Raw genomic sequence first — 13,004 nt, forward strand, 5'->3', positions numbered from 1 at the left:
AGTGCCCAAAAACGATAGAGTGGAATCAGATAACACTCGATACGAAGCGGACGAGACATGACTCAACCCCCTGAAAACCACCAGCAGCCCGGCGGGCAGTTCAACGCCCAGCCCGGCCAGCAGGCATTCCACGCCCCCGGTGAGCCCCTCCCGCAGGACCTCTCCGCCGGCTGGCTCCCCGAAGACGAACGCCAGAAGCCGGTCAGCCCCCTGCCCCAGCCGAAGCTCTTCGCCTACCAGTCGATGCTGCCGCCGAAGGTGCTGCACGCGCTGCGTCACCCCTCCGAAATTCCGTGGCTGGTCGCCGCCTACGCCGTCACCGCGGTCGGCTACATTGTGCTGTTCATGGCGCTGGCTGACCTGTTCAGCTCGATGATGCGTTACGTCTTCAGCTCAACCGGTGAAGGCTCGGTTCGAGTACCTTCCGGCAGCACCTCCGCAAGCCTGGAAGACCTGATTTTCCAGACGGTTGGCCTGCTCATCCTGGGCCCGATTGCTGTGTTCATTGTTCGTGCGATCTACTACGCACAGCAGCGTGTTCGCGGTGTGCGCATCACCCCGACCCAGTTCCCCGAGGCGTACCAGATGCTCGCCGAAGCAGCTGAGGCGGCAGGCCTGCGCCGCGTGCCGGATGCCTACGTTGTTCTCGGTAACGGCACCATGAACGCTTTCGCGGCAGGTCACGGCTTCCGCCGCTACATCTGCCTGTACTCTGACCTGTTCGAGATCGGCGGTAAGTCTCGTGATCCGCAGGCGCTGCGCTTCATCATTGGCCACGAGGTGGGCCACATCGCCGCAGGTCACGTCGGTTATTTCCGTCTGATTTTCACCACGCTGTTCAACCAGATTCCGGTGCTGTCGAGTGCGCTGTCCCGCTCGCAGGAGTACACCGCCGACAACTTCGGCTACCGCTTCTGCCCCGAGGGCGCTGAGGGTGCTGTCAAGGTGCTTGCGGCAGGTAAGTACCTGAACAAGCAGGTCAACTTTGATGAGCTTGCCGACCGTGCCGTGACCGACCGCGGCCTTGCCGTCTGGTACGTGAACCTCCTGGCAAGCCACCCGGTTCTCACCTGGCGTGCGCACGCGCTGCGTGACCGCACCCAGCCCGGCCGCCTGTTCTGGCGCCCGACTGAGAACCCGGTCAAGGACGCCGCACCGCGCGTTCCTGTCCTGATCCCGGCGGCGGAGCCGGTGCACATGTGGCCCGACCCGATTCAGTCCACCGAGTTCATGCGCGAACACCAGGACGTTTGGGCAGACCACACCCTGGAAACCGTGGACGTGTACTCCAAGCCCAAGAACGCCCCCGAGTTCGACGCGAACTCTACGCTGTTCGCTGGCTGGCTCACCGAGCAGGCTCGCGCCTTCCACGGCCAGCGTTGGGATGCGTACGCTGCCGCCGGTGGCGTGCCGGCACCGGGTGCTCCCGGTGGCCCGCAGATGCCCGCACCGGGTCAGCCTGCACCCAATCAGCCTGCCTACGGTCAGCAGCCCGGCTTCGGTCAGCCTCCCGCAGGCCAGAACAGTGCAACCCAGAACGGTGCAGGCCAGCCCGCACCTGAGCAGCCCTCTAATGGCCAGCCTTCCAGCGGTCAGTCTTCTAATGGTCAGTCTGCTCCCGAGCAGTACGGTTACGGCCAGTACGGTAGCGGCTCCTCTGAGGGTGGCTCGTACGGTCAGGGTTACGGCTTTGATAGCGATAAGAAGTAGTTCCTGAGCTACAGTCCCAAGAACCTTTGAGAACCCGTCGGGGTGCCTAGGCACTCCGGCGGGTTCGGTTGTTAACCGCCTCCTGCACGACCCTCAGGTGAGAAGGCGCGCCCGTCACTGCATCCGCCGCGTGCCGCGGTCATAGAATGGAAACCATGCTTTCATCCCTTCGCTCCATCAAGCTCGACCCGCTGCTGACCATGCTCATTAGCGCGGTTATCCTCGCAATTATTGTGCCGGCGCGCGGCGACTTCGCCGAATGGTTCAGCACCGGAACGAAGTTCGCGGTCGCCCTGCTGTTCTACCTGTACGGCGCTCGCCTCTCCACCGCGGAGGCTATTCGCGGCCTGACTCACTGGCGTCTGCACCTGATGATTCTCAGCTGCACGTTCGTGCTGTTCCCGCTGGTCGGTTTGGCGCTTTCACCGCTGCGTTTTGTGCTCGGTGATGGGCTGTACATGGGCATCCTGTTCTTGACCTTTGTGCCCTCGACCGTGCAGGCGTCGATTGCGTTCACCTCGATTGCGGGCGGTAACGTGGCGGCGGCGATTGTGAGCGCTTCGCTCTCTTCGATTGTGGGTGTGGTGGCGACTCCGCTGCTCGCCATGCTACTGATGAACACGGGCCATATTGAGTTCTCTGGAACGGTCTTCCTGGACATCGCCATTCAGCTGTTTCTGCCGTTCGTGCTCGGTCAGCTGACGCGCCGCTGGGTGGGGGAGTTTGCCAAGAAGCCGACGACTAAGTGGCTGGATAAGTTCTCGGTCATGATGATTGTGTATTCGGCGTTTTCCGCTTCGGTGGTGCAGGGTGTGTGGACGCGCGTGGCGTGGTGGCAGATCGTGCTGCTGGTCGTGCTCATGGCGATTATTGTGGTGTTTATGCTGTGGCTGACTGACCAGCTGGCTAAGCGTCTGGGCTTCAACCGTGCCGACCGTATTACGATTCAGTTCTGCGGTTCGAAGAAGTCTCTGGCGGCTGGTCTGCCGATGGCGATCATTATTTTTGGTGCGGGCTCGCTGGGTCTGATGATGCTGCCAATCATGATTTTCCATCAGGTTCAGTTGATGATTTGTACCTGGCTTGCGGGCCGCTATGCGCGCCTGGATGTGGTGGGTGCCGCCTCCGCGAAGGAAGTTCAGTAGGGGCTTGAACCCTACCTGTCAGGGGTGCTCGGCGGGTACTATTGGGGGCCTCTGAGTCTGTGAGATAAGCCTCTGATGAGGGGTTTTAATGGGGGACTTTGGGCCGTATCAATCGGTTTATGAAGTGATATGGCGCGCACTGCCAAAAATTCCCTGACTAGTGCATTTATGTGCAAAATGTGGTATTTGTACTGGTCAGTTGGGTTTTTGTGGGGTATGTGCACTCCACTGCATAAAAGTGACCGAGGAGACAATCAACACTATCGGGCGTTGAGCGGCGAAAAAGCCCCAATTTTGCCCTAGAATGTTTTGTCGTGGGTTAGACAGATTTGCATCCTGTATGCAAGAATTTATGACTCACATGGGAACGGTTGAGATTCACTCCCTCACACCGCCCACGAGCGTTGATGCAGCGGATTCACTCCCCGCCCGCATCCCACATCGGAAGAGATTCACTCACTCAACCGGAAGGAAGCTCAAAACCATTTATTCACTCAAACACAACTGGATACACTCAGCTTAATGACGCGCTTAGATTCTATCTATGCGCTAATCGCTGTTTGTATCCGCCAAGAAAGAGGACACTCCATGGCTACCATCATGAGCGTGAACGTATGCGATTCCAAGTACAACGCTGACCCCACCGGCGTACGAGATTCCACTAGTGCTATCCAGAAGGCTATCGATGATGTTGCTGCGCAGGGCGGCGGCTCTGTGGAGATTCCCGGCGGTATGTACCGCGTCTCCTACCCCTTCATCGAAATGAAGCACCGCGTCGAGATCTTCGGCCACGGTCAGGCAACCCGAATCGTCGCTTTCACCGACAAGAGCATCCCGTCGTCTAAGAACGGTAGCTACGAATGCACCGGCGTTTTCCACACCGGTAGCTACACCACCCCCATGAGCGGTGGCACCAACCAGAACAAGCCCATGCGTATGGGCGTGCGTGACCTGTTCATCCGCACCAACAAGTACAACCTGCCGCTGGATTCTAAGAGCAACCAGATTTTCCTGGAGAAGCACACCCAGCCCGTCGACAACGTTGCGGGCGTCATCTTCCACACCCGCATTGCGGACGCTAACCCCGGTGAGCCGGACGCAGTGCCCACCCTGTCCAACATCGAAATCTGGGACACCGCCATTGGCGTTGCGATCCTGGGCCTGGACGATCAGGGCATGAAGATTGACAAGATCCGCATCCGCCAGACCCTGCGCCAGGGCCTGCTGGTCGGTAAGCCTGTCGGCCACCCGCTGCGCCGCCGTGAGGGTGACACCCCCGGCGCGGCAGATAACAAGTTCTCCATGATTGACGTCTCTGACGCAAACATGAGCTTCGGCACCTACGCGGGTATCGAGATTTACACTTCTCAGTCCAAGTTTGAGGCGTCCACCAGCTGGTTCAACAAGCGCAACCAGGGTAAGAACGCCCTGTACGAGGTGAAGACCCGCCATGTGGGTGCAGGCTGGTTCATTCAGGGCACCCGTAACATGTTCATTGGCTGCACCGCCCAGGAGAACGCCGGTCACGGCTGGCTCGTGGAGTGGGGCAACAACCAGTTCATTGGCTGCCTGGGTGAGTCCTCCAGCTTCCAGGACGCTGTTACTGGCGCTGCTCGAGGTGACGAGGCGGCGAACTGGTACATTGGCCGTAACGCACGCGGTAGCCGCTTCGTGGCTCCTCGTTCGCACAACCCTTACAGCTGGGCGAAGGCTTCCCTGTACGGTTTCTACATTGAGAACAACATTCGCGATATGCACATTACGACTGCGTCCGCGAAGGATGACCGTATTGGTGAGAACAACATGATTGGCCGCCGTGTTCACGTGACCGGTGCTATGGGCGATAACGTGCTCATTGAGGTGGACCACATCCGCCACGCGACTTTCGCGCCGAAGCAGCTGGAGAAGCGCGGCAACGGCGTGTTCATGGGCTAACCCTCGCGGGTTAGGCTCTGTGAGCTGAGGCTCGTGATCACAAAATCTTAAAACGCATACGCTTGAGGGGCGGGGAGTAGTCCCCGCCCCTCAGACGTTGAAGTTTTTAGTTCCAAAGATTGCTGGGTAACTTTTTTGGCTATTCCCACTACCGAACGCAGCTTTTCTGGGACGGACAGCCGTTTCAATAAGCAAAGATACAAGTGATACATTGCCTACATACAGCAGGGTTCAGATTCCTTGATGTGGTGCTAGTATTTAGCTGATTCACTCAACATGTCGTTCTCACATCACCGATTTCTGGAGAGTAACATGACCCCCCTCCCTCGCCCCCTCAAAGCACTGGGGGTAGCAGGCATTGCCGCATCCTTGATGCTGGCACCCCTCCCCGCACATGCGGAAGGGAACAACCTCTACCGCAACCCCAGTAAATTTTATACTGGCGCAGTTAGTGACTGTCTCCTGGATAAGCAATACGGACGCGGCCAGGAAGCAGATATCTGGGCATATTGTAATGGCTTGATTTCTACAAGCGTTTACGAAATTTCCAATAGTTCTGCCAGCAGAATGGACGTTATCGCTGCTTTATACCGTCTAGCAGGATACCCTGAAGTCAAAAACCTACCTGAAGTATCCCCATACGCAGACGTGGAGACCTATGACCCAACCTACCCTCTTGCTATCTGGGCATCACGTGAGGGAATTACAAGTGGCTGGTCTGATGGCAAGTTCCATCCCAATGATTATGCAACTACCAGCACCGTCATCGCTTTCCTCTACCGTGCTGCCGGTAGCCCACAAAAGCTGTGGTACCGCACATGGGAACATTACAACTACGCAGCTAAAGATATTACCCCCATCGGAAAACCTTTCTGGAAAGAAACTTCCTGGTACACCGTAGCTATCGCTCCGTACCCCAAGGTACCCGTTAACGAAAACGAACCGGATAATCTCAAGACCGCTAAACCCACCACCATCCTTGACAGGAGGACGGTATATTCAATGATTCGAGATTTTCATACTTCCGGGTACCAGGTCGTCGGAACCCACAAATAAAATATGATGCATACGCCTGATGGGCGGGGAGTAATCCCCGCCCCTCGGCGTTTAACCCGCCCACAAAATGGCAGAAAAACCGTAGAAAAACAGGGCAGGGGAGCAGGCATCACAGTGCCCGGTCGTCGCCTCCACACGCGCAATGCGGTACCCTTGAGCAGAAGGCAGGTCTGCCGGTGCACAGACCCACACACGCCAAAACACCCGCAGAAATGCGCCCAACACACCGCACCACACAAACTCAACACTGCACCCACGCAGCACCGTATTCACCGCATACTGCCGTATTCACTCAATTCACTCACCACGCCGCCTTCAGCACCGAACGCGGTATCCATCGAAAGAATTGAGCCCCTCATGCCCGATACGCCCATGAGCATCAACGCCATCAACTACGGCGCAGACCCCACCGGTGCCAAAGACTCCACCGTAGCCATCCAGCGTGCCGTCGACGCTGTCGCCGCACGCGGCGGCGGATCCGTAGAACTACCCCGCGGCATCTACCGCGTCTCCTACCCTTTCATCGACATCAAGCACCGCGTCGAAATCTTCGGCTACGGCTCCTCAACCGTCGTCATCGCGCACTCCGACCGCGCCATCCCCACCACCGCCAACGGCCACACCGAATACACCGGCGTGTTCCACGTCGGCAGCTACACCACCCCCGTCTACGGCAACTACAACGCCAACAAGCCCATGCGTATGGGCGTACGCAACCTGCACATCCGCACTAATGCCGCAAATACCCCCATCAGTAGCTACCCGCTCGATGCGCACACTGCCCCGCTGAATAACGTCGCCGGCGTCATCTTCCACACCCACCTGACCGGCGACATGCTCAACGAACCGGACATCGTGCCCGTTATCGCCGGCGTGGAAGTCTGGGACACCGCCATCGGCGTCGCCGTACTCGGTCTGGATGACCAGGGCATGAAAATTGACGACGTGACCATCCGCCGCACCCTCAACCAGGGCCTGCTGCTCGGCAAACCCGCCGGCCACCCCCGCCGCCCCAATGAAGGACAGAACTCCGGCGCGGCAGACAACAAGCTGCGCGGCGTAGACGTTGCCGAAGCGAACCTCAGCGGCGGCTCCTACGCCGGTATCGAGGTGTACGCGGCGCAGGCGAAATTCGAGAGCTGCTCCAGCAACAGCAACCACCGCACCAGCAATAAGAACGCCCTCTACGAGCCCGCCACCCGCCACGCCGGCGCAGGCTGGATCGTGCAGGGTGAACGCAACATGTTCATCGGTTGCACCGCCCGCTCCAACGCGGGTCACGGCTGGATCGTTGAGTGGGCGCACAACGTCTTCATCGGATGCGAAGCGGAAGGCTCCAGCTGGGCTGGCACCGTCAGCGGTGCCGCAGGTGCTGACGAGGCCGCCAACTGGTACATCAGCCGCAACGCGCGCGGTACCCGCATGGTCGCGCCCGTCTCCTACAACCCGCCGGAGAAGCCCGCCTCCCTGTACGGCTTCTACATTGAAAACAAGATTTACGACCTGCGCATCACCGAAGGCACCGCCAAGGATGACCGCATCGGCGAGGGTAATATGCTCGGCCGCCGCGTGTACGTGACCGGCGCAATCGGCGCGAACGTGGTCATTGAGGTTGAGGAGCTGCGCCACTCCACCTCGCCCGCCGGTCAGCTCACCAAGGAAGCCTATAACGTGATGCGCGGCTAGTAGAGACTGACGGCAACTGACGGCAACTAGTAGACACGCCCGAACCGGTCCAGGACTTTCCTGTGAATCGTGAGGGAGGCGCGTGTGCCCTAGTGGGCGCGTTATACCGCTCAATAGCACAGCAGCTGCGAATGGAATATGTACCATTCGCAGCTGCTTTGTCGTTTAGAACAATGTTTAATTTTTAATTGATAAAAGTCTCAATTGAATATTGAATAAAATATCAATATGTACTTTAAACTTTCTATGGTGGTGTAAAACAGTCCATTCACTGTGCACCACCATAGCCGTGCGACAGTATGTGGAACACACACATCATTGGTGCACACCAAAACCGCGTATAGCCGCACGTCAAACCCTATTCATTGCCGCTTCTCACTATTCCTCAACGCACTCCCTTCCCCTTTTCTTATTCGCTCCGTTCGGCGACCCCGCGGTCGACCCAAAAATCGGTTCCTTCCGGCCGGTTCCCAACCACAATTACATAAGGACAGCCCATGCTTCCGGTTATCTCCCGAGTCCTCACACCCACCACTCGCGCACGCCGCACCTTCGCTCTCACCCTCGCCCTCGCCCTCGGTGCCCTGCCCGTAGGCACCTCCGCCATCGCCTCCCACCAGGCTGTAGCTCACGCCGCCGAACCTGCCGCAGCCAACGGCCTCATCAAACTTCACCAGCCCAAGGACGACCCCAGCTACGTCGAATGCGTCGCCAACTTCCTTGGCACCATGAGCGCCACCCCCGGCGTGTGGGCGGTCTGCCACGGCTACCTCGACAATGAAGAATACACCGTCACCCGCCGCCACAGCAGCGCAACCGTCACCCGCGGCCAGCTCGTACGCATGCTCTACCGCATGGCGGGATCGCCGACCGTCAAGGACCTCCCGAAAACCTCGCCCTACAAGGATGTGGCAACCACTAACCCGGACTACCCCGCCTACATCTGGGCGGCGGACGCGGGCATCACCTCCGGCTGGGATGACGGGCTCTTCCACCCGGACGAGTACGCCACCCGCCACACCCTCGCCGCGTTCCTCTACCGTGCCGCAGGTAGCCCCGACGGTGCCGCACGCCTGCGCCAGATCCGCCGCCCGCTACGTGCCGAAGTCAAGAAGACTGAACAGTTCAAGACCGAAAACCGCTGGGCAGCCCGCACCCTGGGTGCATACCCTGAGGTTGACCGCAATGGCGATGGTGTAGCAGACGTGGTGGACCCCGCCAGCCCCCTGTACTTCTCTGACGCCCTGTACATGCTCAAGGCATACGGTGACAAGGGCCTGAAGGTTGTGGGCACTCCCGCCGTTGACTAGGAAGCCGTTGACTAGGGGTAATACCGACTAGATGCAGTGCTGACTAGCGCATATATTCACCGCCCGCCGGTGCGACCCAATGGGTTGCGCAGGCGGGCGGTGCTCTGTTCCGGGTGCTGTGCTGTTCTGGCAGGTTGCGAGCGTCCGTGCTCGCCGCGTAATCGCCTCCGTGCAATGAAAGGCGCCTGCTCTGCACCCGCTAAGCTAGAAGGCATGAAGATTGCCACCTGGAACATCAACTCAATCCGCGCCCGTGAGAACCGCGTCGAAGACTGGCTCGACGAACACGACGTTGACGTGCTCGCCCTGCAAGAAACCAAAACCAAGGACGAAACCTTCCCCTTCGACCTCTTCGAATTCATGGGCTACGAGGTTGCGCACTTTGGCCTGAATCAGTGGAATGGCGTGGCAATCGCCTCCCGAGTTGGCCTCGAAGACGTGCAGCGCGGCTTTGATAACCAGCCGCACTTCGGCAAGCCCGGCGAACCCGAGGTGCTGGAGGCGCGCGCTATTGGTGCGACCTGCGGCGGCGTGCGCGTCTGGAGCCTCTACGTGCCCAACGGTCGCGGCCTGACCGACCCGCATATGGACTACAAGCTCCGCTGGATGGAGGTGCTGCGCCAGAACGTGCACAACGAACTGGCGGCTAACCCGCAGTCGCAGCTCGCCCTGGTCGGTGACTGGAACGTCGCCCCCGAAGATGCCGACGTGTGGGATATTGACTATTTCCTGCGCAACGAAATGACTCACGTTTCCGAACCCGAACGCCGCGCCTTCGCTGCCCTACTCGAAGAGGGCATGGTGGACGTAGTGCGCCCGCACACTCCGGGCGAGTACACCTACTGGGATTACCAGGCGGGCCGCTTCGCCAAGGATGAGGGTATGCGCATTGACTTCCAGCTGTTCTCGCCCGCGCTCGCCGCGCGCGTGGAACGCGCCTGGATCGATAAGGTGGAACGCGCCGGTGAAGGCGCAAGCGACCACACGCCGGTCGTGGTTGAGATTGCTGACTAAACCGAGCGTATAGCTTGCCGTAGAACCGCGTGCAGTAAGGAGGCGGGGGAGGGGTCCCTCGCCTCCTTGCTGTATCTGCCGGTGCTTCTGCCTCTGTGCTTCTGTGTGCCTGATTCTGAGCGGCTGTTCCTATGCCTGCCCCTGGGTTTCTGCCAATATTTCAAGGTTTTCTGTGTAGCTTAGTTGAAAAGTTCGGCTAGCCGAACTATTGTTAAATTCCGCCCGGGACGACAGGCAAAAGCGCATTATGATGCCTGCGCAGACACAACCGTGTCCCTAGCGTCCCGGCGCGGCAAATTCCACACATCAACCACATACTCAAACCCGTGACTTCCAATGAAGGATGCCTCATGAACGCTTTCACCCCCGCAGGCAGCAACGCACGCCGCCTCGTCCAGGCGCTCTGCGCCGCCCTCGCACTCACCCTGCTACTCGTGCTTACCGGCTGCGGTAGCACCTCCAGCACCGCCGACGGCGCTAAGAGCAGCAACGGCAAGAAGACCGTGCTCACCACCTTCACCGTGCTCGCCGACATCGCCCGCAACGTCGCCGGTGACGACCTGAACGTTGAATCCCTCACCAAACCCGGCGCCGAAATCCACGAGTACGAGCCCACCCCCTCCGACCTGAAGAAAGCGCACGCCGCCGACCTGGTACTGGACAACGGCCTCAACCTCGAATCCTGGTTCACCAAGTTTGTCAAGGACTCCAACGCTAAGCACGTGACCGTCTCCGAGGGAGTCACGCCCATCTCCATTACCGAGGATGCCTACGCGGGCAAGCCCAACCCCCACGCCTGGATGAGCCCCAGCAACGTGCAAAAGTACGTGGACGTGATGATTCGCGAATTTAGCACCCTCGACCCCACCCACGCCGCCGACTACAAAAACCGCGGTGAAGCCTACAAGAAGCAGCTGCAGGGCGTGCGTGACGAGCTCGTCAAGGAAATCTCCACCCTGCCCGAAAACCAGCGCGCACTCGTCACCTGCGAAGGCGCCTTCTCCTACCTGGCAGCCGACGCAGGTCTGAAAGAAAAGTACATCTGGGCGGTCAACTCCGAACAGCAGGCAACCCCCTCGCAGATTTCCTCCGTCATCGACTACGTGCGCCAGAACCAGGTGCCCGCCGTGTTCTGCGAATCCACCGTCTCTGACAACCCGATGCGCCAGGTAGCAGACGCCACCGGCGCACGATTCGGCGGCGTGCTCTACGTGGACTCCCTCTCTGAAGCGAACGGCCCCGTGCCCACCTACCTAGACATGATTCGCTACGACGCCCGCACCATCGTGGCGGGCCTGAAAGGCGAGCAGAAAAAGTAACCGGCCGGGCCCATCAGCTTCACCGCACCCCCAAGAAAATTTGAAAGAAGAAACCTCGAAAGAACCACCGAATGTCACTTCTCACTTGCGATAACGTACACGTAAACTACGGGCCCGTCCGTGCCCTCACCGGCGCCTCCTTCACCCTGGGCACCGGACGTATCTGCGGCCTGATCGGTATGAACGGCTCCGGCAAATCAACCCTCTTCAAAGCCATCATGGGGGTCGTGCCCATGCACGCCGGCAGCATCACCCTCGACGGGCAGCCTGTCGGTGGCAACCGCACCGGCAGCCGCAGTAAGAACGCACACCGCCACCGCGCCGGACTCGTCAGCTACGTGCCGCAGAGCGAAGAAATCGACTGGACCTTCCCCATCTCCGTACGTGAGGTGGTCAACATGGGGCGCTACCGTAACCTCGGCATCACCCGCCACCTGCGTGCCGCAGACCGTGCCGCTGTGGATGAGGCACTCGCCCGCGTGGAACTGACCGACCTTGCCGACCGTCAGATTGGGGCGCTCTCGGGCGGTCAACGTAAGCGCGCCTTCGTGGCACGCGCTATCGCCCAGGGCGCCCAGTTGCTACTGCTGGATGAGCCTTTCGCCGGTGTGGATAAGCGCAGCGAGGCGATGCTCATTCAGGTCATCAAACAGCTGCGTGATGAGGGCGCGACCGTGCTGGTCTCGACGCACGACCTGGCGACCCTGCGCCAGTTCGCTGATGAAGCACTGTTGTTGCGTCGGCGTATCCTCATGCACGATATTCCCGAAAAAGTGCTTGCCCCCGAGAACCTGGTACGTGCCTTCGGTATGGAGGTAGATGCTGGCGCGCCGATTGTTGCTACGACTGAGGGCGCTGCCCTGGAGGAGAAAGAATAAGAATGAACATTCTAGATTTTCTGGTGGAGCCGCTGACCCTGCCCTTCATGCTCCGCGCATTCGTGGTCACCGTGCTTGCCGCCGCCGTCTGCGCTCTGCTCTCCTGCTGGCTCGTGCTGCTCGGCTGGTCACTTATGGGGGATGCCATTTCGCACGCGGTGCTACCCGGTGTGGTGCTCGCCTATATTTTTGGTGCGCCCTTCGCGGTGGGTGCGGTGGTTGCCGCCCTCGTGGCGGTAACTCTTATCGGCGGGGTGCGGCGTAGCGGTCGCGTGCGCGAAGACGCCGCGATTGGCATCGTGTTCACGACCCTCTTCGCGTTCGGTCTGGTGCTGATTTCGGTCACGCCGTCGAATACCGACCTGAACCATATTCTTTTCGGTAACGTGCTGGGTGTGTCCTGGTTGGATGTCTGGCAGGTTGCCATCCTCGCGGTGATTGTTGCCGCTGTGCTACTGGTCAAGCGCCGCGACTTCGTGCTGTACGCCTTCGACCCGGGCTTCGCACAGGCGGTGGGGTTGCGTCCGCGTCTGCTCGGCGCGCTGTTGCTTGTGATGCTGGCGCTGACCTCCGTGGTGGCGCTACAGATTGTGGGTGTGGTGTTGGTCGTGGCGATGCTCGTCATCCCCGGCTCTACCGCGCGCCTCATTACGGACCGGTTCGTGCCTATGCTGCTGGTGAGCGTAGGTGTGTCCCTGGCGGGTACGCTGACTGGCCTGTACGTCAGCTACCATGCGGATATATCCCCCGGTGGTGCCGTGGTCGTCACGCAGGGTCTGCTGTTCGCCCTGGCGTATGTGTTTGCCCCGCGTTACGGTGTGCTGGGTCGGATGCGCGCCCGTCGACTGAGCGTGACTGCGGCGGAAGCTGAAACCCCGGTAACTGAGCCGTCAGCTTCCTAAGAAAGCTCACTAAATACACTCACCACATACAGCAATAGGCGGAAAGTCC

The 13,004-nt window shown here is 59.7% G+C and carries 10 protein-coding genes; all 10 read left to right on the forward strand.

What is annotated here, in order from left to right:
• The first annotated feature begins 57 nt into the window (after positions 1 to 57).
• Positions 58 to 1,710 carry a M48 family metallopeptidase gene (locus HMPREF2999_RS00660; RefSeq protein ID WP_070674355.1) on the forward strand — a complete coding sequence of 551 codons (1,653 nt, stop codon included), beginning with the start codon at positions 58 to 60 and terminating at the stop codon, positions 1,708 to 1,710.
• 146 nt (positions 1,711 to 1,856) lie between these two features.
• A complete protein-coding gene (locus HMPREF2999_RS00665; protein ID WP_371325953.1) occupies positions 1,857 to 2,855 on the forward strand; it encodes a bile acid:sodium symporter family protein in 999 nt (332 codons plus the stop codon).
• A gap of 588 nt (positions 2,856 to 3,443) precedes the next feature.
• Positions 3,444 to 4,790, forward strand: coding sequence for a glycosyl hydrolase family 28-related protein (locus HMPREF2999_RS00670; protein WP_070616277.1), 1,347 nt, complete (start codon positions 3,444 to 3,446; stop codon positions 4,788 to 4,790).
• A 312-nt stretch (positions 4,791 to 5,102) separates the two neighbouring features.
• Positions 5,103 to 5,846, forward strand: coding sequence for an S-layer homology domain-containing protein (locus HMPREF2999_RS00675; protein WP_070674358.1), 744 nt, complete (start codon positions 5,103 to 5,105; stop codon positions 5,844 to 5,846).
• 357 nt (positions 5,847 to 6,203) lie between these two features.
• Entirely contained in the window at positions 6,204 to 7,532 is a 1,329-nt protein-coding gene (locus tag HMPREF2999_RS00680) for a glycosyl hydrolase family 28-related protein (protein ID WP_070674361.1), read from the forward strand.
• 497 nt (positions 7,533 to 8,029) lie between these two features.
• On the forward strand, positions 8,030 to 8,842 hold the full coding sequence (locus HMPREF2999_RS00685; protein ID WP_070674364.1) for an S-layer homology domain-containing protein: 813 nt from the start codon (positions 8,030 to 8,032) through the stop codon (positions 8,840 to 8,842).
• Positions 8,843 to 9,055: 213 nt separating this feature from the next.
• On the forward strand, positions 9,056 to 9,856 hold the full coding sequence (locus tag HMPREF2999_RS00690; RefSeq protein WP_049326759.1) for an exodeoxyribonuclease III: 801 nt from the start codon (positions 9,056 to 9,058) through the stop codon (positions 9,854 to 9,856).
• A 350-nt stretch (positions 9,857 to 10,206) separates the two neighbouring features.
• Positions 10,207 to 11,175 carry a metal ABC transporter substrate-binding protein gene (locus HMPREF2999_RS00695; RefSeq protein ID WP_070674367.1) on the forward strand — a complete coding sequence of 323 codons (969 nt, stop codon included), beginning with the start codon at positions 10,207 to 10,209 and terminating at the stop codon, positions 11,173 to 11,175.
• Positions 11,176 to 11,246: 71 nt separating this feature from the next.
• Positions 11,247 to 12,053 (forward strand): metal ABC transporter ATP-binding protein, encoded by an 807-nt coding sequence (locus HMPREF2999_RS00700; RefSeq protein WP_070674370.1) that lies wholly within the window; start codon positions 11,247 to 11,249, stop codon positions 12,051 to 12,053.
• Between the two features lie 2 nt (positions 12,054 to 12,055).
• A complete protein-coding gene (locus HMPREF2999_RS00705) occupies positions 12,056 to 12,955 on the forward strand; it encodes a metal ABC transporter permease (protein ID WP_070482768.1) in 900 nt (299 codons plus the stop codon).
• The last annotated feature ends 49 nt before the right edge of the window (positions 12,956 to 13,004 follow it).

This window comes from Rothia sp. HMSC066H02 (assembly GCF_001814995.1).
GTDB classification, from domain to species: Bacteria; Actinomycetota; Actinomycetes; order Actinomycetales; family Micrococcaceae; genus Rothia; species Rothia mucilaginosa.

Coding starts and splice junctions, on each gene's coding strand:
- HMPREF2999_RS00680 (WP_070674361.1), top strand. CDS start 6,204: ATGCCCGATACGCCCATGAGCATCAACGCCATCAACTACGGCGCAGAC.
- HMPREF2999_RS00690 (WP_049326759.1), top strand. CDS start 9,056: ATGAAGATTGCCACCTGGAACATCAACTCAATCCGCGCCCGTGAGAAC.
- HMPREF2999_RS00675 (WP_070674358.1), top strand. CDS start 5,103: ATGACCCCCCTCCCTCGCCCCCTCAAAGCACTGGGGGTAGCAGGCATT.
- HMPREF2999_RS00665 (WP_371325953.1), top strand. CDS start 1,857: ATGGAAACCATGCTTTCATCCCTTCGCTCCATCAAGCTCGACCCGCTG.
- HMPREF2999_RS00685 (WP_070674364.1), top strand. CDS start 8,030: ATGCTTCCGGTTATCTCCCGAGTCCTCACACCCACCACTCGCGCACGC.
- HMPREF2999_RS00705 (WP_070482768.1), top strand. CDS start 12,056: ATGAACATTCTAGATTTTCTGGTGGAGCCGCTGACCCTGCCCTTCATG.
- HMPREF2999_RS00700 (WP_070674370.1), top strand. CDS start 11,247: ATGTCACTTCTCACTTGCGATAACGTACACGTAAACTACGGGCCCGTC.
- HMPREF2999_RS00660 (WP_070674355.1), top strand. CDS start 58: ATGACTCAACCCCCTGAAAACCACCAGCAGCCCGGCGGGCAGTTCAAC.
- HMPREF2999_RS00695 (WP_070674367.1), top strand. CDS start 10,207: ATGAACGCTTTCACCCCCGCAGGCAGCAACGCACGCCGCCTCGTCCAG.
- HMPREF2999_RS00670 (WP_070616277.1), top strand. CDS start 3,444: ATGGCTACCATCATGAGCGTGAACGTATGCGATTCCAAGTACAACGCT.